Source organism: Hymenobacter fastidiosus, from assembly GCF_039539565.1.
Taxonomy (GTDB): Bacteria; Bacteroidota; Bacteroidia; order Cytophagales; family Hymenobacteraceae; genus Hymenobacter; species Hymenobacter fastidiosus.
In genome coordinates this window covers 15,080-39,553 of sequence record NZ_BAABDJ010000001.1, presented here as the reverse complement: position 1 = coordinate 39,553, position 24,474 = coordinate 15,080, and the positions used below count along the sequence as shown (strand labels likewise).

Here is a 24,474-nt window from a genome sequence, read left to right as displayed (position 1 = left end):
TAGAGTTAACCAAAAACCAACAACCAAAAACCAACAACCAAAAACCAACAACCAAAAACCAATAACCAAAAACGCAGCCCATGCCCCTGCTCGAACAAAACGTTTCCCTGCGCGCCTACAACACCTTTGGCCTCGACGTGAAGGCCCGCCTGTTTGCCCGCTTTGCCAGCGTGGAGGAGCTGCGGGCATTGCTGGCGCTGCCCGAGGTGCAGCAACAGGAGACGCTCGTGCTCGGCGGTGGCTCCAACCTGCTTTTCACCCAGGATTTTATGGGCGTGGTGCTCAAAAACGAAATTCTGGGCCTGGAAGTAACGGCCCAGGATGAGGCCACCGACACGGCCCTGGTCCGGGCGGGGGCGGGCGAATCCTGGCACGGCATGGTGCAGTACGCGTTGAATCAGGGGCTGAGTGGCATTGAGAACCTGTCGCTGATTCCGGGAACCGTCGGCGCGGCCCCGCTGCAGAATATCGGGGCCTACGGGGCCGAGCTGAAGGACACCTTCGACCACCTGGAGGCCGTGGAAATCAGCACCGGGCAGCTGCGCACGTTCACCTACGAGCAGTGCGGGTTTGGCTACCGCGAAAGCGTGTTTAAAGGTCCGCTGCGCAACCAGTTTATCGTGACGGGCGTGGTGCTGCGCCTGCGCCGCCGGCACCAGCTCAACACCAGCTACGGGGCCATCGGCACTACCCTGGCCGACATGGGCATCGAGGCCGCCACCCCCCAGGACGTGAGCGAGGCCGTCATCCGCATCCGCCGCAGCAAGCTCCCCGACCCGGCCCAGATCGGCAACGCGGGCAGCTTTTTCAAAAACCCCGAGCTGTCCCGGGCCAAGTACGAAGCCCTTAAAGCCGACTACCCCGGCCTGCCCGGCTACTCCGTGCCCGGGGGCGTAAAAGTGCCCGCCGCCTGGCTCATCGAGCAGTGCGGCTGGAAAGGCCGCCGCTTCGGGGCCCACGGCGTGCACGACCAGCAGGCCCTGGTACTGGTCAACCACGGCGGGGCCCAGGGAGCCGCTATCCGCGACCTGGCCCACGAGATTATTGCCTCCGTGCGGGCGAAGTTTGGCGTAGAGCTCCACCCGGAGGTGAATATTCTGTGACTGGATATTCGCCCTGCTGCATGAAGCGGTTCAGGCAGTCGAAAGAACGTCAGGTCGCGCCCTAGCGAGATATCCCGCGGGCCATGGTAGTCAGATCAGGCTGGCAACGTCAGCAGACGAGACTCCCCGGCCTCGGCTTCAGGCGCCGAATGCTCGCAATGACGTGCCAGGGTTTCGGGAGGACCTCTTTCTCACGTTAACTCCCTCGCCTTTCTCTCCAGGTAGGAGGAACGCTACGCTTTTTGCCATGCTGCCTGGTCAGCTGTTACCCCGTCTGTACAGTGATGTGGGGCTGGGCGAAGGGCTGCCTAACGTGGTGGAAAAGCCCGTGCCCACGGGAATGACCAGCATTGGGTTCACCGTCGCTTTCACCACCCAGAATGCCGGCGACACGAAGGTGGAGTACGGTAAAACCGCTCAACCGGGCACTGTAGGTATGAACGTCACCCCCACTACCCGGCGCAACGTGGTGCTGAAAAACCTGCCGCCGGGCATCGTTTACTCCGTGAAGGTGTCGTCGGTGAATGGCGCAGGAACCTCCTCGGCCGCGGCGGGGCCCGTGAGCACGGATACCCAAAAGCGCCCCTCCAACCGCCTGCGCGGTGCGGCAGTCGCGCCCGGCCGCGAATAGGACCGGGCGCGGCAACGCCCACCGCCAACTTTATAACATTTCCCTAACCTGGGGCTGACGGGGTATTGGCTGAAAATCAGGATATTTGCCCCCTGAATTTCCACTAAGCTTTTCGGTTGTCACTTTTACGATCTGCATGAAAAAATTTACTCTTCTGGCCCTGCTTTCGCTTGGGGTAAGTCTGCCGGCGGCGCTGGCTCAGACGGTTATCAGTATTGCCGCGGCCCGGGCTCAGGGTCCGGCCTTTAACACGTCCGGTGCCACGGTTACGGTGCGGGGCGTGGTCACCAATGGTCCGGAGCTGCGCGACATCCGCTACCTGCAGGATGGTACGGCCGGCATTGCGGCCTACTCCCCGGCTTTGGTGGCGGGCATCAACCAGGGGGATAGTATCCAGGTGACCGGGACGCTCAAGAATTTTCGCGGTTTGTTGGAGCTTGACCCCGTCACCTCCGTTACGGTACTGGCCGGCAACCGGCCTATGCCCGTGCCCGTGGTGTTCGCGGCGGCGGGTATTTCGGCCGCTTTCGCCGAGCAGTACGAAGGACAGCTGGTGCGCTTCAACGGCCTGACTTCCATCAACACGGTGGCGGGAAGCCCCGTTACGGCGTTTTCCAGCACCACCTTCCGCATCAACAACAACGCCGCGACGGTGCTTTTCGTCAATGCCGGCTCCAACGGCCCCAACGGGCTGATCGGCAAGCCCTCCCCGACCGGAGTGTTCGACGCCATCGGCATCATGAGCCAGTTCACCAACACGGCGCCCGGCATCACTGGCTATCAGCTGCTGCCCCGCCTCTACACCGACTTTCTGCAGGGCAACACGCCGAACCTGATTACCTCGCCCCGGCCTGCCAACATCACCACCACCGGCTTCACGGTGGGCTTCGTGACCCAGAACGCCGGCAACACCAAGCTGGAATATTCCACTTCCGCCACCGGTCCCTTCACGGCGGTAACCAGCGCTACGAGCGTCACCCAGCACAGCCTGGCCCTTACGGGTCTGCAGCCCGCCACGGTGTATCACGTGAAAGCCAGCTCCACCAATTCGGTGGGCCTGTCGGAGTCGCGCGTGGTGCCCATGATTACGGCCTCGCTGTCGTCGGGCAAGATGCGCACCTACTTCACCAACCCGGTGAACACCAGTCTGGCGCTGCCCGGCAACAACGCCGTGTACCTGCCCAACGGCGCTATTGCCGACACCGTGGCCCGCTACATCAACAAGGCCACCCAGACGCTGGACATCTCCGTCTACAACTGGAACAGCCCGGTTATTCTGACGGCCGTCAACGCGGCCCACGCCCGGGGCGTGGCCGTGCGGGTGTTGTTTGAGGCCGACAACCTCAACGCCAGCGTGCAGAACCTGACGGCCAGCGTGCCGCGCCTGGGCCGCAACACGGCCATGAACATCATGCACAACAAGTTCGTGATTATCGACGCCAACAGCGCCAACCCGAACATTCCGTGGGTGTGGACCGGCTCAACCAACTGGACGCCGGCCCAGCTCAGCTCCGACCGCAACAACGCCATTGCCATTCAGGATCAGTCGCTGGCCCGGGTATACAGCATCGAGATGAACGAAATGTGGGGTGCCGGCACCCAGGCTACGGCCCTGTTCGGCTCGCGCAAAACCGACAACACTCCCCACTACCTCAACATCGGCGGCAAGAGCGTAGAATCGTGGTTCTCGCCGACCGACAACGTGAACGGCCGCCTGATCGAAGCCATTCAGACCGCCGACAACGACCTGCACATTGCCACCATGCTCATCACCCAGAGCGACCTTGGCCGCGCCATCCGCGACCAGGTGCTGCTGCGCGGCATTGCCGGCTGCTCGGAAGTTCTGGTCGATGACACGACCAGCAGCCCGGCCTCGGGCGGCATTTTCCGCACCATCAAAACCGCCGTCGGCGCCCGGGCCCTGGTGAACAACGTGCCCGGCATCATGCACCACAAGTACGCCATCATGGACGCCGGCGCTTCGGCTTCCGATCCGCAGGTATTCGTGGGCTCCCACAACTGGAGCCTGTCGGCCAACACCGAAAACGACGAAAACACCCTTATCGTCCACGATGCGAAGGTGGTGAACCAGTACTACCAGGAGTTCTACCGCCGTATCACGGATCAGAACAAAGGCATTACGCCCTGCGTGCTGGTGCTGGCCACCCGCAATGGCAAGGTGCGGGGCTCCGGCGTGCAAGTGTACCCGAACCCGACCACCGGCAGGTTCCAGCTGCGCATTGAGGCGGCCCAGGCCCGCCTGGCCACCATCACGATGCGTGACGCCACCGGCCGCGTCGTGCTCACGCAAACCCAGCCCCTCAACGGCCAGGAGGTGAGCGTGGACGCCACCCGGCTGCGTGCCGGCCTGTACCTGGTCCAGATCGTAACGCCCGAATCGACGCAGGTCAGCCGCGTGGTAGTGGAGTAACCATCCTTGATTACAAGGCCCAAAAAGGCGGCCCCCGGATCGGGGGCCGCCTTTTTTATGGTTGCTGTGCTCCGGCTGGGCGGGTGCTGCAAGCGTAGCGGGTTTGCAGGCGTTGGCGCACATAGCGTACTATCCGCCCCTCGCTTCGCGGGTTTTACCAGGCCGGAGCTTAGCGGCACATCCTCACCCCCTGGTCACGGGCGGCCCGACTATCTGCATATCGTGGGCCGCGAAAATCCGGGCCAGTTCTTCGGGGGTCGGGGGGACCTTTAAAGCGGCCAGGGCCACGAAAAACTCTTCCAGCTTGCCGGCGGGCTGGAACGTGACGGTCATGCGGCCCGTGGCACTTACCTGAATCCAGGAATGAGGGACTTGGCGGGGCAGAAAAATACATTCCCCGGTAGTGAGGGAATATTTTTCCGCGCCTACCTGAAAGTAATACTCGCCTTCGAGCACGTAAAAAACCTCGTCCTGAAAAGGATGGATATGGAGGGGGGTGCCCCGGCCGGGGGAACGGCTGGTCTGCTCGAAGATGGCCAGGCCCCCCGCCGTATCCCGGCCGGAGACCTTTACATCCATACTATTGACGTTGACCCCGGTAAGCTGGAGGTGCCCATGCCGCCGGCCTTCCCCGGCCTTTACTTTGAACCCCGGTCCGGACCGTTTGCCCTGGCCCGGGAAACCGGGCAGAGCGGTCAGCGGCACCGCAAGCGTGGTCAGAATAAATTTTCTTCTTTCCATGACTTCCGCGCTGTAGAGGTGAAGCCCCCCGGGCCGTCAGCCACCCTACCGGGGTAGCGTGGCTGACGGCCCGGAATACCAATCAGTATCGACTTCAGCTAATATAAGCTTTGTCGGGATACTGCCCTGCTTGCCCTACTTCAACACCGCAATAGTCACGCCGTCGCCACCCCGGTCGGCGTGCTCGTCGGCGACGCTGGCAATGGCCCGGACGGAGCGCAGGTAGTCGCGCACTACCTGGCGCAGTACGCCGTTGCCGCGGCCGTGCAGCACCCGCAGCTCCGGGATGCCGAACATCACCGCGTCGTCGACGAAGGCCATGATCTTGTGCAGGGCGTCTTCGGCCCGCTCCCCGCGCAGGTCGAGGTTGGGGCTGAAGTTGCTCATGCGGCCCGTCATGTCGATGCCCGCGCCCGATACGGCGTAGCTGAGCCGCTCGGACTTTTTCTCCCGCTCCCGGATTTCGGCCCGGCCCAGCTTTTCGAGCATGGCCACTTTGACGATGGTTTTCATGCCGCCAAAGGAAACCTCCGCCGTCTTGCCCTTCACGCTCATGATTTCGCCGTGCCCGTCGTGGCCGATGAGGGCCACTTTGTCGCCGGCTTTGAGGGTGGCGGCGTCGGCCAGCTCGCGGGTGGCTTTGGGCTTGGGCGGCTCCAGCTGGAGCTTTTCGCGCACGAAGGTGTCGAGCTTGTGGCGGGCATCCCGGGTCTTTTCCTTGTCGGCCTGGCCGATGCGGATTTCCTGGATGGTGGCCTCGATCTGCTGGTTGGTGTCGCGGAGCAAAAGCTTGGCTTTGGCCTTGGCGTCGCGCAGCACTTCGAGGGTGGTTTCGTCGAGGTGCTTTTTAAGGTCCTGGTATTCCTGGGCGGCTTTTTTCATGCGCCGCTCCGCTTTTTCGGCTTCGGCGGTGCGCAGCTCCAGCTCGGCCTTTTCCTTTTCCAGGCCTTCCAGCAGCCGGTCGTAGCGAATCTTGTCCTTGCCCACGAGCTGAGTGGCGCGCTCCACAATCTGCCGGGGCAGGCCGATTTTGCGGGCAATTTCGATGGCAAACGACGAGCCGGGCTTACCGATTTCCAGGCGGTAGAGCGGCTGCAGCCGTTCGGGGTCGTAGCGCATGGCCCCGTTCACCACGCCTTCGGTGCGCTCGGCGAAGTTCTTCAGGTTGGTATAGTGGGTCGTAATCACGCCGAAGGCGCGGGCGCGGTTGAGCTGGTCGAGCACGGCCTCGGCAATGGCCCCGCCCAGGGCCGGCTCGGTGCCGGTACCGAATTCGTCGATGAGCACCAGGCTGCGCTTGTTGGCCAGGGTCACGAACTGCTTCATGCTCAGCAGGTGGGAGGAGTACGTGCTCAAGTCGTTTTCCAGGCTCTGCTCGTCGCCGATGTCGAGGAAGATGTCGTCGAACATGCCCGCCTCCGAGCCGTAGGCGGCCGGAATGAGCAGGCCGCACTGGAGCATGTACTGCACCAGGCCCACCGTTTTCATGCTCACCGACTTGCCCCCGGCGTTCGGACCCGAAATCAGCAGGATGCGGCGGTCGGGGTTCAGCTCAATGTCGAGCGGCACCACTTCGCGGGGGCTGTCCTTGAAGTGCTCCTTGAAGGTGAGGTAGAGCAGCGGGTGGCGCACGGTCTGCCAGCGGATCAGCGGACGCGGGTCCAGCGTGGGCAGGGTGGCTTCGAGGCGGCGGGCCAGCAGAGCTTTGGCCCGCACGAAGTCGAGCAGCCCCAGGTACTGGTAGGCTTTGCGCAGGTCCGGAATGTGGGGGCGCAGCTGGTCGGTGAGGGTGGTCAGGATGCGGATCAGCTCGCGCTGGTAGCCGTTTTCGAGGTCCTTGATGTCGTTGTTGAGCTCAAACACGGCTTCCGGCTCAATGAACACCGTCTGCCCCGAGGCCGACTCATCGTGAATCAGGCCCTTCACCCGGCGCTTGTGCTCGGCAATGACGGGCAGCACCAGGCGGCCGCCGCGGATGGTGGGCTCGGCATCACCCGGCACCCAGCCCTCCGACTTGGCGTGGCGCAGGATGCCGGCAATCTGCTTGCGCAGCTGGCCCTGGCGGCCAATGAGCTCCTGCTTGAGCTGCGACAAGAGCGGGGAAGCATTGTCGCGCACGTTGCCGTCGTCGTCCACCACCTTGTCCAGGTTGGCCAGCAGGTTGCGGTCGACCTGCACGCCGATGCCGAGCAGGCGCAGCGTGGGGTAGAGGCTTTCCTCGGCCTGAGTGAAGAAGGTGAGGGCCTGACGGATGGTGCGCAGACTCATCTTGACGGCGAAAAACGCGCTGACGTCGAGGTAAGCGCCGGGCAGGGCAGCCCGCACCAGGTGGGGGTTGACGTCGTGGTAGTGCTGGCTGGGGAAGTCGGCGCCGCTGTTGAGCAGGAAGCGGAACTCGTCGGTCTGCTGGAGCAGCTTCAGCAGCTGGTCGTGCTTGGTCTGGAAGCTCATCTTGGCCACGAACTGGCGACCCAGGGCGCTCAGGCACAGGCCTTCCAGCATGTCGCGCAGCTGCGCGAAGCCAATTTTGTGCTCGAAGTTCTGGGGAAGAATCAAATCAGGTGCTGCGTAATAGGGCTATTCAGAAAGGAATGTAAAAGTAAACATTCGGGGCCGGGCGAAAGATTCGCCGGGGTTACTAATTAGTTGTAGCGGTTTCACGAATGGTATCCGTGTCGTTTGCGCCGGTCCGGCGGCTCTTTTCAGCCGTCGGACCGGTCGCCGTCAGCTGACGGTGCTATATCCGGCAGAAGTGCTCGTGCGCGCGGCAACCGGCCCGACGGCTTGAAAAGAGCCGCCGGACCGGCACGTTCACCGGTTGTGAAACCGCCGCGGGGTGATGTAGCGGGGCGCAAAAAACCGGAGGACGGTTGTAGAGACGAGCTCCCTGTAGTCTCGATGCGGGAGCTGTTTAACGCCGGGGCGCGAATACGCATTTCGGGATGAGCGTAACCGCTAAACGCATTACCGCTTCTCCTCCACCCCCAGCCCAAACAGCGCGAAGTCGTACTTCACCGGATCAGCCGGGTCGAACTGCCGTAGGTTCTCCGTCAGCTCCTCGGCGGCGCGCCAGTCTACTACCGGGCGGGTCAATAACCCCAGCTGCCGGGCCTGGCGCTCCACGTGCACGTCGATGGGGCAGATCAGGTCGGCCATGGGCAGGCGGGTCCAGAGGCCGAAGTCCACGCCTTTATCATCCCGGCGCACCAGCCAGCGCAGGTACATGTTCACGCGCTTGCAGGCCGAGCCGCGGGCGGGCGTGGCCACGTGCTTGCGGGTGCGCGGGGGCGCGTCGGGCAGGCTAAAGAAGAGCGTATGGAAGTTTTCCAGCCGCTCGCGCTGGGTGTTGCCGGTCAGAAAGGCATCTTCCAGGGTGTCGTGGTCGGCATAGTACCAGCGCAGCCAGTGCACGAAGTAGAGCAGGTCGGTGTCGCAGAACGTGCGGTGGCAGAAGCCGAGCAGCTTTTTCAGATCCTCCTCCTGGTGCTGGGTGACGAACTGGTGGGGCGCGTCGTCCATGCGGCGCAGCAGCTCCGTGACCTTGCTGATGATGGTGGGCCGCCGCCCCCAGGCCAGCAGGGCGGCAAACAGGGCGCTGATTTCAATATCCGCCCGCTGCGTAAAGCGGTGGGGAATCTGAATCGGGTCGTCCTGGATGAACGCGGGCCGGTTGTAGTGGGCGTAGCGCTGCTCCAGCAGCTGCAGAGTCTGGGCGTGAGTCAACTCGGAAGAAGCTAGAAGTCAGGAGTCAGGAGTTGAAGATAGCTAGCGGCTCTGAATACATAAGAAGAATCCAGCCACGAGCATACCCGCCGAGCTGCCAGGGATTCTGGCTTCTAACTCCTGACTTCTAGCTTCTAGACTTGTTCCCGAATAAGCAATAATGAAAAAAGAACGTCATGCTTCATCTGGCGTCCGCGCAGCCGAAGCATCTCTACCGCATTAGTAATCAATGCTACAGCAACAAAGCGGTAGAGATGCTTCGACTGCGCGGACGCCAGATGAAGCATGACCGCTGAATTTGCGCTTTTCTGTATTTAGGAACAAGTCTTCTGCCTTACGGCACGTAGGACGTTTCGACCCGGAAGCGGGAGTCGGGCGTGGCCAGCTTCTGCACGGCGCGGCGCGAGATGCGCACCAGCACGTTGCTGTTTTCACCGGTATCGGGCAGCTGCCCGATCACGCGCACGTACACCGACTGGCCGTTCATGATGTTGCGCACCTGCATGATAGTCCCCACCGGGGCCGTTTTGTGCAGGGCCAGGTACTTGTCGGTACCGCCGCCTTCGATAACGGCGGCCAGCCCGTTCTCCGTCACCTTGCGGACGATTTCGCTGACTCTTTCGGGAGCCTCTTCCCTCGCGGGCGGCAGCACGGCGGCAGTAGCGCCCGCCGTTTCCTTCTCCTTTTCCCGCTCGGTTTCGTCCCCGCGCTCGGGCCGGTTGGTGGGGGCCGGCACCGAAGCAGCTTTCGTTACCGGCGCAGCTTCCGGGGGTACCGCGGCGGCAGCACCGCCCGCAGGCACGATAATCAGCGTCTGGCCGATGCGGACGCCGGCGTCAGCAGCCATGTTGTTCTGACGGGCTATGTCGGCCGGCGACAGGCCAAAGCGGCGGGCAATGGAAAACAGGGTCTGGCCTTTTTCCACCTTGTATACCTTGTTGCCCCGGGCATCAGCGGCCAGGCCCCGGGCGGCCGGGTTGGGTGCGGCCGCCGGGCCGGCCGCGGTGGCCGTTTTAGGCGCACCGGGCGGAGTCAGCACCACGCGGGTGCGCGGCACCAGCACAATCTGGCCGGCCCCGAGGGCTCCTTCCAGCTTGGGGTTGGCTTCCACGATCTGCTCCACGGGCACTTTATAGCGGCGCGAAATGCCGTACAGCGTTTCGCCGGGCGCGACGCGGTGCTTGATCAGGACTTTATTATTACGGTATTCCACGCCGATGGAATCGGGCAGAATGGTGGGCCGCACGGCGGCCGAAGCAGCAAAACCAGAACAGGCAAAGGCGGCAAACAGCAACGAAAAACGGGTCATACGGACGGTTTGCGGGGGAAAGACCAGGGACTATGAATCAGAAGAGCGGCCCGCGGTCAGCAGCTTAAAGGCTGCCGAAAGATAAATAAATAATCGTTGGGTGGGCGGCCCAAATGGCCCATCGGCCGCAAGGCTTGGATTAGCGGGTGGGTTACCCGGCGCTTAGCCAATTTGGGGCCTCTTTGCTTCCCAAGCCAAAATCCCGCTACTTTCGGCTCCTTCCGCTTCGTTCTGCCCTTCCACTCCACTCCCATGCTCAACGCCATCGGCATCATCCCCGCCCGCTACGCCTCCACCCGCCTGCCCGGCAAGCCGCTGGTCGATCTGGGTGGTAAGTCCATGATTCAGCGCGTGGTGGAGCAGGCCCGGCAGGCCAACCTGAGCCGGGTGGTGGTGGCCACCGATGATGACCGGATCCTGCGCCACGTAGAAAGCTTCGGCGGCGAAGCCATCCTCACCGCCGCCGACCACCCCAGCGGCACCGACCGGGTGTTCGACGCCTACCGCCAGCTCGGCACCGTGGCCGACTGCATCATCAACATCCAGGGCGACGAGCCCTTTATTCACCCCGCCCAGATAAATGCCCTGGTCGATTTATTCCAACAGGAGCCCCGGCCCCAGCTGGCTACGCTGGTGAAGCCGGTTATCAGCACCGAGGAGCTGTTCAGCCCGCATCTGCCCAAAGTCGTGCTCGACGCCCAGGGCTACGCGCTCTACTTCAGCCGCCATCCCCTGCCCTTCCAGCGCCAGCACGAGCCGGCCCACTGGCTGGGCTACCACCGCTACCTGCGCCACATCGGCCTCTATGCCTACCGCCCCGACGTGCTGGCCGACATCACCCTGCTGCCGCCTTCCCCGCTGGAGCAGGCCGAAAGCCTGGAGCAGCTGCGCTGGCTGGAAAACGGCTACCGCATCCTCACCGCCGAAACCACCCTCGAAACCATCGGCATCGACACCCCGGAAGACGTGGGAAGAGCCTTGCGGCAATTAAGAATTAGTAATTAAGAATTAGTAATGGGTTACGATTAACGCCCCTCTCAGGAGAAATGGGGCAATTCTTAATTGCTAATTATTAATTACTAATTAACCCCTTACCCGCCGGCTTTCTTGGCTTTGTACTTCTGCTCCAGCAGCACGGCCAGGGCTTTGTCGCGGAAGTCGCCCTGGATCAGGATTTCGCCGTCTTTGGCGTTGCCGCCCACGCCGCACTTGGTTTTGAGCAGCTTGCCCAGGGCCTGCAGGTCGGCATCCTGGCCCACGAAGCCGGTGATGAGCGTGACCTGCTTGCCCCCGCGCGACTTCTTATCGAGCTGCACGCGCAGGTTCTGCTGCGGGGGCGGCAGCGTCGGGGTTTCTTCGGCGGCGCCGTGCTGGTACTCAAAGTCGGCGCTGGTCGAGTACACGATGCCTTCGCGGCTATGGCGGTTTTTATCAGCTTTCATGGGGCGAATTTATGAAATGGCGCGTGAGCGGGCGGGTCGGCGGTCATCCCTCATCTGGCGTCCACCGGCGAAGGACCTCCCTGGTTGTGTAGCAGGGAAGGCGCTTAACTGAGCAAAGCCCTTTCCTGTTGGGGGCGAAAAAGGGCTGTGGGCGTTGAACAGGGGTTGGTGGCAGCGAAGAGGAAGGTCCTTCGTCACCGCTTAAAGCGCGATATGCTCAGGATGACAGAACCTGAAAATTTACCGTTTCAGCACTACCACTACGTGGCTACTTCCAGCGCCAGCGGGGTCAGGGCTACTTCGAAGTCGTGAGCTTCCCCCACGTAGTCGCCGTCGATGTGAAAGCCCAGGGGAGCGGCGGTTTGGACGTGAATATGGTTGCTGGTGTGGAATATGGCCGCCCCGGAGGCGGGCAGGTTGCCCAGAGCCAGCCCCAGCCCGACGCGTACGGCCCGGCCGAAGGGCAGCGCATCAATCAGGCAGACATCCAGCAACCCGTCCCGGATATCGGCCAGGGGCGCGATGTAGGCGTTGTTGCCGTACTGGGCGGCATTGGCGAAGGCCAGCACGTAGCAGTCGGTTTGCAGGGTCTGGCCGTTCAGGGTCACCATTACGGCGGTGGGGCGGTAGTGGCGGTATTCGCGCAGGGCCACCTTCACGTAGGTGCTCAGCCCCCGGGTGCCGGCCTGGGCAAAGTGCCGGCTTACGTGGGCGTCGAACCCCAGCCCGGCGGTGCAGAAGAAGGCGTGCCCGTTGATGTGGCCCACGTCGATGCGCTGAAAGGTGGGCCGGCACACGCGCTGCACGGCGGCGGGCAGACTCAGCGGAATCTGCAGGTGGCGGGCCAGACCGTTGCCGGAGCCCCGCGGCAGAATGCCCAGGGCCGTGGCCGTGCCCAGCAGCCCCCGCCCTACTTCGTTCACCGTGCCGTCGCCGCCCACGGCTACCACCGTCCGAAACCCTTCGGCCGCGGCCTGCCGGGCCAGCGCTTCGGCGTGGCCGGCGTGCTGGGTGAAGCGGATTTCGTGGTCCACGGCCGCGTGGTCGAGGTGCCGGGCAATAAGCGCGGGTACATCCTGCCGCCGGTCGGTGCCCGACTTGGGGTTAATCAGAAAGCAGAGGCGGGGCTTGGCGGGCATAGTCGGCACAAAAACGCGGCGGTGCCGGAAAGGTTGGAAAAGACAGAACCGGCCCCAACAGAAAAGCCCACCCGAACCGGGCAGGCTTCTCACAGGTAGTCGCTTTACGGCAGCGCTTACTTACTCATGCCCTCACCCAGCTTCTGGATCAGGTCGGCCGTGCGGGTGCTGTAGCCGGTTTCGTTGTCGTACCAGCCGATTACCTTGGCCAGCGTGCCGCTGGCGGAGGTCAGCTCCGAGTCGAAGATGCAGCTATGCGGGTTGCCCACGATGTCGATGCTGACAATCGGGTCGGTGGTGTACTCAATGATGCCTTTCATCGGGCCCTCGGCGGCCGCCTTGAGGGCGGCGTTGATCTGCTCTTTGGTGGCTTCTTTCTTCAGCACTACGGTCAGGTCGGTCATCGAGCCATCGGGCACGGGCACGCGCATGGCCAAACCATCGAGCTTGCCTTTCAGCTGGGGCAGTACCAGGCCCACGGCCTTGGCGGCACCGGTGCTGGTGGGGATGATGCTGTAGGCGGCGGCGCGGGCGCGGCGCAGGTCTTTATGCGGCGCGTCCTGCAGGTTCTGGTCGGACGTGTAGGCGTGCACCGTGGTGATGTAGCCTTTCTCGATGCCGAATACCTCGTCCAACACCTTAGCCATTGGGGCCAGGCAGTTGGTGGTGCAGCTGGCGTTCGAAATGATGGTCTCGTCGCCGGTCAGGATGTCTTCGTTTACGCCCAGCACGACGGTTGGGATGTCGCCGGTGGCCGGAGCCGAAATCACGACTTTCTTGGCCCCCGCGGTGATGTGCTGACCTGCGCCAGCCTCATCGACGAAGCGGCCCGTCGATTCGAGGACGATATCCACGCCCATTTTGCCCCAGGGCAGCAGCTTGGGGTCACGCTCGGCCAGGGCCGCGATGCGCACGCCATTTACCGTCAGGCTTTCCTCATCATAGGCTACGGTGCCGTCGAAGCGGCCATGCACGGAGTCATACTTCAGCAGGTGAGCCAGCGTCTTGTTATCGGTGAGGTCGTTGATAGCAACTACTTCCACGTTGTCGCGGCCGAGCAGCGACTTGAACGTCAGACGGCCGATGCGGCCGAAGCCGTTGATGGCGACTTTTATTTTAGCCATAATGGGGAATGGGGGTTAACGGTACTCGATTGCACCGGGTGGAAACGCGGAGCGAAGGTACAGGGAGCAGCCAACTTCGCCAAATCAATCCGTACGATAACGAAATAGCCGGCCTGTCGGGCTCCGGCGCCCCGCCTCTTCCCTACCGCTCAAGCCTCCGACCGCCCCTGTTCATTTGCTCCGATACCCGCCGGCCGGAACCCGCGGCCGATGGTCCCGAAACCCGCGCCGCCAAAAAATTTTTCCCCTGAAAGTCAGCCCATTTGCTTCCTGCGGCACCTTTTTTCGGGACCAGGTATTGCGTCAACGGTTTGCGTTGCTACCTTTGCATCATCAAAACGAGGTCGGCACACTATCTGGTCCGTTCGTCTAGGGGTTAGGACAGTAGATTTTCATTCTACCAACAGGGGTTCGATTCCCCTACGGACTACATCCCCTCGTTTTGAAATGGCTTCTACGTTAGCGTAGAGGCCATTTTTGTTTTTCAGCAATATCTCCGGCTTGGCTTGCTGCCGGGGGGCAGCCGGTTCGGCCGGCCATCCGGACATAAGTTTGGATCAGGTATTGCGCTGCATTGCTTCCTTGTTACCTTTGCATCATCAAAACGAGGTCGGCACCGTATCTGGTCCGTTCGTCTAGGGGTTAGGACAGTAGATTTTCATTCTACCAACAGGGGTTCGATTCCCCTACGGACTACATTCCGCTCGTTTTGAGACTAAGAAAGCCCGTTTCCAGTTTTGGAGACGGGCTTTTTTTTGTGGCCTGCATTTGCAGACCCTCCCCATCCCTACTCCGAAAAACTCCCCTGAAAACAGCACTTCTTCCTCCAGGACGGCGAACCGAAAGTCAGCGCGGCCGGGCAGCTTTGCCAAATAAAAGAGGTGGCCTTTGGCAAGGCCACCTCTTTTTGCTACTCAATTTTATAGCGGTACTCCCGCCGCCCCAACGGCGTTACCATCAGGCCAGGTCGAAGCGGCCAAGGTTCATCACCTTGCTCCACACCGCCACAAAGTCCTGCACGAACTTCTCCTGAGCATCCGAGCAGCCGTACACTTCGGCCAGGGCCCGCAGCTCGGAGTTGGAGCCGAAGATCAGGTCTACCCGGGTGCCGGTCCACTTCACTTCCCCGGTTTTGCGGTTACGGCCGTGGAAGGTGTTCTGCGCCTCCGACGTGGCCTGCCAGGTGGTGCCCATATCGAGCAGGTTCACGAAGTAGTCGTTGGTCAGGGCCCCTGCACGGTTGGTAAAGATGCCGTGCTGCGACTGGTCGAAGTTGATGTTGATGGCCCGCAGGCCCCCGAACAATACCGTCAGCTCGGGCGCGGTCAGCGTCAGAAGCTGGGCTTTGTCGACCAGCATTTCCTCGGCCGCCGCCTTGTGGTGGGACTTCAGGAAGTTGCGGAAGCCATCGGCGGCCGGCTCCAGGGCCGCAAACGACACTACGTCGGTTTGGGCCTGGGAGGCATCGGCGCGGCCGGCCGTAAACGGAACCGTAACCGGCTGGCCGGCCTGCTGCGCGGCCTGCTCCACGCCGACGCCGCCCGCCAGCACAATCAGGTCGGCCATCGAAATCTGCTTACCGCCGGCCTGGGCGCCGTTGAACTCCGCTTGAATGCCTTCCAGCGTTTTCAGCACGGGCGCCAGCTCGGCGGGGTTGTTTACGGCCCAGTATTTCTGGGGTGCCAGGCGCAGACGCCCGCCATTGGTGCCCCCCCGCTTATCGGAGTCGCGGTAGGTGGACGCCGACGCCCAGGCGGTCGTGACCAGCTGGGTCACCGACAAGCCGGAAGCCTGAATCCGGCCTTTCAGGGCCGCGACGTCCTGGTCGTCAACCAACTGATGGGTAACGGTCGGAATGGGGTCCTGCCAGAGCAGCTCTTCGGTGGGCACTTCGGGGCCCAGGTACCGCTCTTTCGGGCCCATGTCGCGGTGGGTGAGCTTGAACCAGGCCCGGGCAAAGGCATCGGCGAACTGGTCCGGGTGCTCGTGGAAGCGGCGCGAAATCACCTCATACGCCGGGTCTACCCGCAGGGCAATGTCGGTGGTGAGCATGAAGGGGGCGTGCTTCCTGACCGGGTCGTGGGCATCGGGAATGGTGCCGGCACCGCCACCATTTACGGGCCGCCACTGGTGCGCCCCGCCGGGGCTCTTGGTCAGCTCCCACTCGAAGCCGAACAGGTTATCGAAGTAGTCGTTGCTCCACTGGGCGGGCGTCCGGGTCCAGGCGCCTTCAAGGCCGCTGGTAATGGTGTCGCCGCCGTGGCCCTGGCCGAAGCTGTTGCGCCAGCCCAGGCCCATCTCTTCCATGCTGGCTCCGGCGGGCTCCTTGCCCACGTGTTCGCCGGGGTTGGCTGCCCCGTGGGTTTTGCCGAAGGTGTGGCCGCCGGCAATCAGGGCCACCGTTTCTTCGTCGTTCATGGCCATGCGGCCGAAGGTTTCGCGGATGTCGTGCGCCGACCGCCGCGGGTCCGGTTCGCCGTTCGGGCCTTCCGGGTTCACGTAGATGAGCCCCATCTGCACGGCGGCGAGGGGGTTGTCCAGCTCCCGGGTATCGGTGTAGCGCTTGTCGCCCAGCCACTCGGTTTCCGGGCCCCAGTAAATATCCTGCTCCGGTTCCCAGACATCGGCCCGCCCGGCGCCGAAACCGAAGGGTTTGAAGTTCATCGACTCCAGGGCGCAGTTGCCGGCCAGCACAATCAGGTCGGCCCAGGAGATTTTCTGGCCGTACTTCTGTTTGATGGGCCAGAGCAGCAGGCGGGCCTTGTCCAGGTTGGCATTGTCGGGCCAGCTGTTGAGGGGCGCAAAGCGCTGGGCGCCCGAGCCGCTGCCGCCCCGGCCATCGCCGATGCGGTAGGTGCCGGCGCTGTGCCAGGCCATGCGCACGAAGAACGGGCCGTAGTGCCCGTAGTCGGCCGGCCACCAGTCCTGCGAATCCGTCATCAGGTCGAACAGGTCCTGCTTGACGGCATTCAGGTCGAGCTTCCTGAATTCCTGCGCGTAGTTGAAATCCTTACCCAGCGGATTGGACAAGTCCGCGTGCTGGCGCAGGATACTTAGCTTCAGCAGGTTAGGCCACCACTCGCGGTTGGTGCGACCACCGCCGGCGCTTTGCTTCAGCGCGCCGCTGCTAAACGGGCACTGGGCCGCGGGCTCATTCAGCTCGTAGAGAATTGAGTTTTCGGGGGGCGGGGTATTTGCGGGGTTATCCATCTTGCAAGTGAGTTTTACTTCGTCCAGTATAATGAGAATTTCACGGAAAAGTTTGTGCTTTTACCAGGGGAGAGGTTCCGCGACCCGGTGGATGGTCGCGGGAAGCTGGCGTAGCGGCTGCAGGGCTTCGGCAGGCGCAGGCAATGAAGCGCGCTGGCCGGCAACCGGCCCATCTCCCGGCTCCGGGGGCCGGGCCGCGGCAACAGGAAACTCAAGCCGCCCGTAGGCAGCAGCAGCTGCCGCTGGACCCACGAAGCTCTAACCGGCGCGGGCGTTATCCTTGTTCCTCTTCTTTTCTATGCGCAGCATATCCCTGCCCCGCGCCAATGGTCTGCTCCTGCTGGCTTTGCTGTCGGTGGCCCTGCTGTATGTGGGGCGCCTGTTTTTTATTCCGCTGGCTTTTGCCCTGCTCCTGGCCATGCTGCTGCGCCCGGTCAGCAACTGGCTGGAGCGCCGCGGCCTGGGCCGAGCCGGGGCCGCGCTGGTATGCCTGCTGCTGGTACTGGCCTTTATCGGCGGGCTGGCGTGGCTGATTAGTGAGCAGGGTTCCCGCATTGCCGACGACTGGCCCCAGCTGCAGGCCCGGCTCGATCAGGAGCTGGCGAAAGGGCAGCAGCTGGTGCAGGAGAAGTTCGGCGTGGCCCCGCAGAAGCAGGTGCAGCTGGTGCGCGAGCAGCTGGCCAAGGTGTCGCAGTCTATCAGCCGGTTCGTGGGCACTTCGCTGAAAGGGCTGCTGGGGGTGGTCGGCGGGCTGGTACTGGTGCTGCTCTACCTGTTTTTCCTGCTCTGGCAGCGCCGCAAGTTCCGGCAGTTTGCCCTGCAGCTGGCCACGCCCGACAACCGGCCGGAGGTGGACCGCATGCTGGACCAGATCAGCAAAGTAGGCGGCCAGTACCTGGTGGGGCGGCTGCTGTCCATGGTTTTTATAGCCGCCGTGTACGCCATCGGCTTTTCCATCATCGGCCTCAAGAATGCGCTGCTATTGAGCGTCATTGCCGTGCTGCCGACGCTGGTGCCCTACGTCGGCGCCTACATCGGGGCGGCCTTCCCGCTGGTCATGGCCCTGGCCGGCGGCGAATCGGGCCTGGTGCTGCCCACCATCGGGGTGATTGTGCTGGCCCAGTTTATCGACAACAACATTATTGAGCCCCTGGTGATGGGGTCGGCGCTGCACCTGAGTCCCTTGTTCACCATCGTGGCCGTGGTGCTCGGCGAGCTGCTGTGGGGCATTCCGGGCATGATTCTGTTTGAGCCCCTGCTGGCCATTATCCGCATCGGGTGCAGCCACGTGCCGGCCCTGCACCCCTACGCCTACCTGCTCGAAGACGAAATGCGCGAGCCCCGGTGGCTGAAGCAAGTGAAACGGGTGTTTCGTCGCAAAGCTTAGCCCAGGGAGCAGCGGCCGGCAAAAGACTGTGCCCACGGGATTCCTGCGCCGGAAATTCCGTGGGCACCACGCCGGCGGCCTCCCTCCATACCCTGCAAGACGCTGTAACGCCTCAGTCATCATCGTCCTTTTCGGCGGCGGCCCGCACGAAGGCGCTGCGTCGCGGGGCGGGCATCACGCTGGCCTCACCGCGCACGGCGTGCCAGATGTTCTCGTTGAAGGGGATGTCGGGGGCAGCATCTTCCCTGGAAAAGTCGAAGCCCTCGGCCTGGCGGGAGCTGCGGTTGTACGCCGTGTTGCGGGCATTCAGATCGACCAGCGCGGGGCGCGCCACGAAGGGCCGGGCGTTGGCAGAGCTGGTAAAACACTCCCATAGCGGCGTAGCGGCCGCGTCGTACTGGCTCATGGGCGGCAGGCCCAGGATCAGCTCCAGCGTCCGCAGCATGCCCGAAGTTGAATACATGGTGTGCACTACCGCGCCGCGCCGCACGTACGGGCCCGCCAGGTAGGCCGTGGAGCGGTGAGCGTCTACGTGGTCAGGCCCGTTCTGGGCGTCGTCTTCCACCACCAGCACCACCGCCTCTTTCCAGATCGGGCTTTGTGAAAGGTGCTCGATGAGGCGGCCCAGCGCCAGGTCGTTGTCGCCGGCGTAGGCCAGGGGGGTCAGCTGGCCCGTGCGGGCGCCCATGGTATGGTCGTTGGGCAGCCGCAGGATGCTCAGGCGCGGCACCTGCCCGGCGGCCAGCAGACGGTCGAAGTCCCGCTCCCAGATTTTCTCGCGGTCCACATCGGTCACCAGCAGGTTGTAGGGCGGGTAGTCGTCGGCAATATGGCCGCGCAGGCCCTTCACGGTGGCTTTACCCTTGTACACAAACTCGCCGTAGCTGCGGAAGCTCACGCCGGCGCGCTGGCAGTAGTCCCACAGAAAGCCGTCTTTGGGCTCGGCTACGGCTCCGCGGCCGCCCTCGAAGTCGTAGCTGCCGCCGCGGCCGGAGTAGTTGCCGGGCCACGACTTTTCCACGAAATCGTTGGCGTAGGCCGCCGTGCTCCAGTTGTGGCCATCGGCCGAGACTTCGGCGTCGACGTAAAAATTATCGAGCAGCACAAACTCGCGGGCCAGGGCGTGGTGATTAGGGGTCACGTTTTCACCGAACAGGCACAGGCTGGCGTCCCCGTTGCCACCCTTCACGTCGCCGAGCACCTGGTCGTAGGTGCGGTTCTCCTTGATGATGTAGAATACGTGCTTGATGGGCGAGGCGTCCCCTACCCGCTGCGGCACGGGGTTGCCGGCCGGCACCCCGGGCTGCGCTTCCCGCTGTTTGGTATAAGGCGTGTTGGCGTACACCTGCCGGGCGTAGGCGGCCAGCTGGGCAGCCCCGGGGACGGGCAGCACTGAAAGGCTGCTTTTCAGCAGGCTGCCGATGTACTGCCGGGCCTCATCCGACTGATTGCGGACCGGATTCGGCCCGCTTTCACCGTTGGGCAGCGACGTCAGCCCCTTGCCGTTGGTAACGAGCAGGGTGCGGCCGGCGGTGCGCACGGCCGTAGGGTACCAGCCCGTGGGCACGAAGCCCAGCGACTTGCTCACGCCCGGCGTGGCCACGTCGAATACGGCCAGGCAGTTGTTGTCGGCATTGGCAATGAAGAGCTGCTGCTCATCGGCGCTCAGCGCTACCCCATTGGGCGTGCTGCCGGCAGGAGCCGGCGAATACAGACTCGTACTCAGCGTTTCCAGCACGCGCCGCGCGCGGGTATCGAGGACTGAAACGGAGTTGCTGTTGGCGTTGGCGACGAACAGGCGCCGCCCGTCGCGGGTCAGCACCATATCGTTGGGGTGGCTTTCGACGGGCACCGAGGCCACCACTTGCAGCGTGGCCGGATCGACTATAGCCACGGCCGCCCCACCCCAGAGCGAGACGTAGAGCGCCGTACCGTCGGGGGCCAGCACGGCGGTGTAGGCTTCGGCGGGCAGCCTGGTGCGCTGCACCAGCCGGCGCGTGCGCAGGTCGAAGGTGTACAGGGCGCTGTCTTCGCGCGTGACGGCGTAGAGCCGTTCCCGCCGCGCGTCAGCGGCCAGGCCGGCCACGCCGATTTTCTGCTTCGGCCACCGCGCCCCCAGCACCAGGGCGCTGTCGGGCACCAGCGTGCGGTCCTCGATGCGGAAGCAGTGAATGCGGTTGTGCTGCCCACCGGAAGCGTACAGCATCTTGTTATCGGCCCCAAAGGCCAGGCCCACCCAGGCCGCCGGCACTTTCTGCTCGCTGAGGATGGCCCCCGAAGCTGGGTCGAGCAGCTGGATGGTGTTGGCCCCGTAGCCGTTGTTGGTCACGGCCGCCAGCCGGCCATCGGCCGACACGATGAGGTTCAGCGGCAGGTCGCCGAGCGGAACCTGACGGCCGGCGGGCGAGAGTTTCCAGCCATTGGGCAGCAGCGTTTGCTCCGCGGCAGTCGGGACCACGGCAGTTTGCCTCGCGGGGCTACCGGCAGTGCAGCTCGCCAGAGCCCACGCGGCCCCGGCTAACCAGACAAGAGAATGTCGCATCACAAGCATCGTTTGGTACGCCCGCGAAGGTACGCCCGGGCGGGGATTAGCCGGATGTTACGTTTCGGTTACTATCTGCTGTTACGCCGGGTGAGGTGGGTTGCCGGCGGTGAGAAGTCAGGAGCTGGTAGTCAGGAGCTGGTAGTCAGAAGTTTAGGGAGCAGGGGTTAAAAGATAAAGGAACGAAACGGGTGACCAGGCCGACGCGCCTTCCATCGGCAACCGGCTCGTATGCTGGCTGCTGGCTGCTATAGCAGTTTCGTGAACAGTATAGCCAGTGCTCGCTGCTCCGGACTGGTCGCCGGAAGCGGGTGTTGAACGTCCCGGGCCAACGGAAACCGGCCCTACGGCTGGTAGCCGTCGGGCCGGTTTCCGTTAGCTAACGCTGTTCAGGCGGCATTGCTCAAGCGACAACCGGCCCGACGGCTGGTAGCCGCCGGACCGGCAGCCACACTGTTCGCGAAACCGCTATAATATGCGTGGAATCACCCAGCGCCTCAGCCCTGCGTCGGATAACTTTGGCGTCTGAAGCAAGGAGTAGCGTAATCCCACCTGATTTGGGTTAGATTGCGCTACTCAGTAGCGTACTATGGCCGGATTGCCGCTACTTGCAGCGTCGTGGAGTAGCGGCAACCCGAATGTTAGTGGCAATTTTACCAAACCGAACGAAACAACTAACAAAACATTAAAAACATGAAAGATAAAATAGGTTTTAATATTGGTTTTGCTCTTATAGCATTCCCATTAGGTTTGGCATTGCTTAGAGAATTTGATTTTCAAAATTTTGTATTTAGAAAGCAAGCATTAGGTTTTCTTTACCTTATAGTATTTATTATCAGTATATTTCTAACATTTAAGAAAAAAAAGAAAGAAACTGAAAAATAAAAACTGCCACTAACATCGGTTTGGCAATATGGCGGGTTTAGTGCTAAATTCAAGTTCCGTTTTTGAATTGAAGTTTAGTACAAAATTGAAGTTTTGTGCTTCGAAATCCGCCACATCGCCAAGCCTCGAACGTTAGCGGTAATGGCAAGACGACACCAGAGAAAGTTTAGAGATTGAAATAGACAGACAATTATTATAAAAATAGACCTCTGTTTAATTCAATTTTGACAGGAGTATTCTACTTTCTGTTTTGTTGGTCATTAGACTATGGAGATTCAACAAAAGGTTTATTTATGAGTTTAATGCTTTTTTTACCAGGGTTGACTTTTCCATTGACAACTTGGGCTTTTGCTCCCTATTGGATAATGTTAGATGCAAAAAAGAAAAATATAAATATTGATTCTGAAAAAATTAGTATCTACCATTTAGATCTTAATCAAAAAATTAACAACTCAAATCCTGAAAAAAATTTCATATTAGATAAACAAGGCGAAGTAATTACAGTAGTTTACTAAAAAAAATACTGCAGTTATAGCGGTTTCTTGAACGATATGCCTAATTATTGATGGCCTTACACTGTAAGACAGAGACTTGAACGCTAAAAGGGGTACACCGGTCGCGAAACCGCTATAACAATGGGTTTTGTGCGAGTGCGGCTTGCGGTTGTCGCAACCGGCTACAACAGCCTATAGCGGTTTCGCGAACGGTGTGCTCAGCCGGATGTAGAGAAGCCCGTTTGCGTCTCGTAGTTGAACGATACCGGAACAGCGGCGCGGGCGACAAGACGCAAATATGCGTCTCTACATTCCGGCTTTATGGTTCGCGAAACCGCTATAACTCCTGGCTTCTACCTTCCAGCTCCTCAAACCGGGTTTCAGTAATGCCCCGCGGAACAGCAGGTACTATTGCCGCCCCGGTAGCGCGAGTGGCAGGTCAAGCGGACCGCAAAAAACAGTTGGCCTGGTGGGCCATCGGGACAGGCCCCGGGCTTCGAGGCCCCTTTTTGCCGGCTTCCCTATGCTGAGATACCGACCGGGGCCCGTAAGTATTGGGCCCGGTTGTTTCAGCTCTGGCCGGGCCGAGCGACCTTTGCCCCATGCACACCCTTGACCAACTCCGCGCCGGAGAGCTGGCCGGCACCCGATACCTGAATTTAGCGGCGGGGCTGACCGAATTCCCCCGCGAGATTTTCAACCTGGCCGACTCGCTGGAAATTCTCAACCTGTCGGGCAATGCCCTGTCGGTGCTGCCCGCTGACCTGGGGCGGCTGAGCAAGCTGCGCATCCTGTTCTGCTCCGACAATAAGTTTACCGCCGTACCCGGGGTGCTGGGGCAGTGCCCGCAGCTGAGCATGGTGGGCTTCAAGGCCAATCAGATCCGGACCCTGCCCGCCGCCGCCCTGCCCCCGGCCCTGCGCTGGCTGATCCTGACCGACAACCAGCTGGAATCGGTGCCCGCGGAGCTGGGCAACTGTGCGCACCTGCAAAAGCTCATGCTGGCCGGCAACCGGCTGCGCGACCTGCCCGCTACCCTGGCCAACTGCACCCGGCTGGAGCTGCTGCGCCTGGCCGCCAACCAGCTTACGGCGCTGCCCGAATGGCTGCTGGCCCTGCCCCGCCTGAGCTGGCTGGCCTACGCCGGCAACCCGTTTTGTGCGCCCTCTGAAGCCGCCGCCCTAGCCCGGCACCCCATCGACACCATCGCCTGGCCCAGGCTGGCGGTGGAGCAGCAGCTGGGCGAAGGTGCCTCGGGCGTCATCTACCAGGCCCGGTGGCAGCCCGGCGAAGGTACCCCGGCCAGGGCCGTGGCCGTGAAGCTCTTCAAAGGTGCCCTGACCAGCGACGGACTGCCGCACAGCGAAATGGCCGCCTGCATCAGCGCCGGCCCCCACCCGAACCTGGTGGGCGTCGAGGGCCAGGTGGGTGGGCATCCGCAAGGGGCGGAAGGACTGGTGCTGACCCTGATTGACCCGGGGTTCGGGAACCTGGCCGGGCCACCCAGCTTCGCCTCCTGCACCCGCGACGTATACGCCCCCGGCACCGCTTTCCCGCTGGCCGCCGCCCTGCGCATTGCCCGCGGTATTGCCGCCGCTGCCGCTCACCTGCACGCCCGCGGCATTCTGCACGGCGACCTGTACGCCCACAACATCATGACCACGCCCGCCGGCGACTGTCTGCTGGGGGATTTTGGGGCGGCCAGTTTCTTTGATCCGGAAGATCACAAAACTGCCCCGGCCTTGCAGCGCCTGGAAGCGCGGGCATTTGGCTGCCTGCTCGAAGAGCTCCTGGCGCACTGCCCGGACCTGGCGACATCCCCGGCAGCCTCCCACTCCTTACAGACGTTGCAGGAGCGGTGTACGCAGCCAACCGTGGCGGCGCGGCCGCTGTTCGCCGAAATCCTGCAGACCCTGACGACCGTCCAGCAGGATCTGCCGCGGGCGGCACAGCTTCAGTAGCGGCGGGTGGTGCCACGACTTTTTGGTCGTGGTACCACTATCGTTGAACGATGACAGCTGCGCCGCCCAACGCTAGTACCGCGTAAAGTCGCGAAAGGCCCCGGTTTCGTGCCACTGCCCTGATTGGCGTTCAATGAGAATGGTGTCCTGACGGCGTCGACCCACCGGCGTCGGCGGCATTGTCGTTCAACGATAGTGGTAACTGATGTTCCGCGGGGCATTACTGAAACCCGGTTTGAGGAGCTGAAAGCGGGAAGGCAGCAGACGAGCAGGGTGCCGATGTAAGGCGCGTCGGCCTGGTCACCCGTTTCGTTCCTGCCTCTTTTAACGCCTGCTCCCTCAAATCCTGGCT

General features: G+C 62.3%; 17 protein-coding genes and 2 tRNA genes. 10 read left to right on the top strand and 9 right to left on the bottom strand.

Annotation, left to right across the window (positions count from 1 at the left end):
* Positions 1-80: 80 nt before the first annotated feature.
* From murB to ABD833_RS00140, 3 genes are all read left to right on the top strand, one after another.
* Positions 81-1,103, top strand: coding sequence for a UDP-N-acetylmuramate dehydrogenase (gene murB / locus ABD833_RS00150; protein WP_345070152.1), 1,023 nt, complete (start codon positions 81-83; stop codon positions 1,101-1,103).
* A 247-nt stretch (positions 1,104-1,350) separates the two neighbouring features.
* The gene (locus ABD833_RS00145) at positions 1,351-1,734 is read left to right on the top strand and encodes a fibronectin type III domain-containing protein (protein ID WP_345070151.1); all 384 of its coding nucleotides are present in this window, start codon (positions 1,351-1,353) and stop codon (positions 1,732-1,734) included.
* A 136-nt stretch (positions 1,735-1,870) separates the two neighbouring features.
* Positions 1,871-4,165, top strand: a complete 2,295-nt coding sequence (locus ABD833_RS00140; protein WP_345070150.1) for a phospholipase D-like domain-containing protein — start codon at positions 1,871-1,873, stop codon at positions 4,163-4,165.
* Between the two features lie 183 nt (positions 4,166-4,348).
* Here the strand turns inward: ABD833_RS00140 and ABD833_RS00135 are convergent, their stop codons facing one another.
* The 4 genes from ABD833_RS00135 to ABD833_RS00120 form a co-directional block, all read right to left on the bottom strand.
* Positions 4,349-4,744, bottom strand: coding sequence for a cupin domain-containing protein (locus ABD833_RS00135; protein ID WP_345070149.1), 396 nt, complete (start codon positions 4,742-4,744; stop codon positions 4,349-4,351).
* 297 nt (positions 4,745-5,041) lie between these two features.
* The gene (locus ABD833_RS00130) at positions 5,042-7,462 is read right to left on the bottom strand and encodes an endonuclease MutS2 (protein ID WP_345070148.1); all 2,421 of its coding nucleotides are present in this window, start codon (positions 7,460-7,462) and stop codon (positions 5,042-5,044) included.
* Positions 7,463-7,870: 408 nt separating this feature from the next.
* The gene (locus tag ABD833_RS00125) at positions 7,871-8,629 is read right to left on the bottom strand and encodes a TIGR02757 family protein (protein WP_345070146.1); all 759 of its coding nucleotides are present in this window, start codon (positions 8,627-8,629) and stop codon (positions 7,871-7,873) included.
* A 334-nt stretch (positions 8,630-8,963) separates the two neighbouring features.
* The gene (locus ABD833_RS00120) at positions 8,964-9,938 is read right to left on the bottom strand and encodes a septal ring lytic transglycosylase RlpA family protein (RefSeq protein ID WP_345070144.1); all 975 of its coding nucleotides are present in this window, start codon (positions 9,936-9,938) and stop codon (positions 8,964-8,966) included.
* Between the two features lie 252 nt (positions 9,939-10,190).
* Between ABD833_RS00120 and kdsB the strand changes: the two genes are divergently transcribed.
* Entirely contained in the window at positions 10,191-10,943 is a 753-nt protein-coding gene (kdsB, locus tag ABD833_RS00115; RefSeq protein WP_345070143.1) for a 3-deoxy-manno-octulosonate cytidylyltransferase, read from the top strand.
* An 86-nt stretch (positions 10,944-11,029) separates the two neighbouring features.
* Here the strand turns inward: kdsB and ABD833_RS00110 are convergent, their stop codons facing one another.
* From ABD833_RS00110 to gap, 3 genes are all read right to left on the bottom strand, one after another.
* Positions 11,030-11,380, bottom strand: a complete 351-nt coding sequence (locus ABD833_RS00110) for a translation initiation factor (protein ID WP_345070142.1) — start codon at positions 11,378-11,380, stop codon at positions 11,030-11,032.
* 260 nt (positions 11,381-11,640) lie between these two features.
* The gene (locus ABD833_RS00105; protein WP_345070141.1) at positions 11,641-12,519 is read right to left on the bottom strand and encodes a diacylglycerol/lipid kinase family protein; all 879 of its coding nucleotides are present in this window, start codon (positions 12,517-12,519) and stop codon (positions 11,641-11,643) included.
* A gap of 116 nt (positions 12,520-12,635) precedes the next feature.
* The gene (gene gap, locus ABD833_RS00100) at positions 12,636-13,643 is read right to left on the bottom strand and encodes a type I glyceraldehyde-3-phosphate dehydrogenase (RefSeq protein WP_345070140.1); all 1,008 of its coding nucleotides are present in this window, start codon (positions 13,641-13,643) and stop codon (positions 12,636-12,638) included.
* Positions 13,644-14,001: 358 nt separating this feature from the next.
* Here gap and ABD833_RS00095 point away from each other — a divergent pair.
* Positions 14,002-14,073: transfer RNA gene (locus ABD833_RS00095), tRNA-Glu, on the top strand.
* Between the two features lie 194 nt (positions 14,074-14,267).
* Positions 14,268-14,339 (top strand) — tRNA-Glu (locus ABD833_RS00090).
* A gap of 261 nt (positions 14,340-14,600) precedes the next feature.
* Here the strand turns inward: ABD833_RS00090 and katG are convergent.
* Positions 14,601-16,853, bottom strand: a complete 2,253-nt coding sequence (gene katG / locus ABD833_RS00085) for a catalase/peroxidase HPI (RefSeq protein WP_345070139.1) — start codon at positions 16,851-16,853, stop codon at positions 14,601-14,603.
* 298 nt (positions 16,854-17,151) lie between these two features.
* Here katG and ABD833_RS00080 point away from each other — a divergent pair, with 298 nt between their 5' ends.
* Positions 17,152-18,240: an AI-2E family transporter gene (locus ABD833_RS00080; protein WP_345070138.1), complete on the top strand. Its 1,089-nt coding sequence runs from the start codon at positions 17,152-17,154 to the stop codon at positions 18,238-18,240.
* Positions 18,241-18,352: 112 nt separating this feature from the next.
* On the opposite strand, the gene ABD833_RS00075 is transcribed toward ABD833_RS00080, so the two are convergent.
* On the bottom strand, positions 18,353-20,698 hold the full coding sequence (locus ABD833_RS00075; RefSeq protein WP_345070137.1) for a bifunctional YncE family protein/alkaline phosphatase family protein: 2,346 nt from the start codon (positions 20,696-20,698) through the stop codon (positions 18,353-18,355).
* 777 nt (positions 20,699-21,475) lie between these two features.
* On the opposite strand from ABD833_RS00075, the gene ABD833_RS00070 reads away from it, so the two are divergent.
* The 3 genes from ABD833_RS00070 to ABD833_RS00060 all read left to right on the top strand — a co-directional run bounded on the left by ABD833_RS00070 (position 21,476) and on the right by ABD833_RS00060 (position 24,122).
* Positions 21,476-21,667, top strand: coding sequence for a hypothetical protein (locus tag ABD833_RS00070; RefSeq protein ID WP_345070136.1), 192 nt, complete (start codon positions 21,476-21,478; stop codon positions 21,665-21,667).
* Between the two features lie 293 nt (positions 21,668-21,960).
* Positions 21,961-22,182 carry a hypothetical protein gene (locus ABD833_RS00065; protein WP_345070135.1) on the top strand — a complete coding sequence of 74 codons (222 nt, stop codon included), beginning with the start codon at positions 21,961-21,963 and terminating at the stop codon, positions 22,180-22,182.
* 581 nt (positions 22,183-22,763) lie between these two features.
* Positions 22,764-24,122, top strand: a complete 1,359-nt coding sequence (locus tag ABD833_RS00060; protein ID WP_345070134.1) for a leucine-rich repeat-containing protein kinase family protein — start codon at positions 22,764-22,766, stop codon at positions 24,120-24,122.
* Positions 24,123-24,474 lie beyond the last annotated feature (352 nt).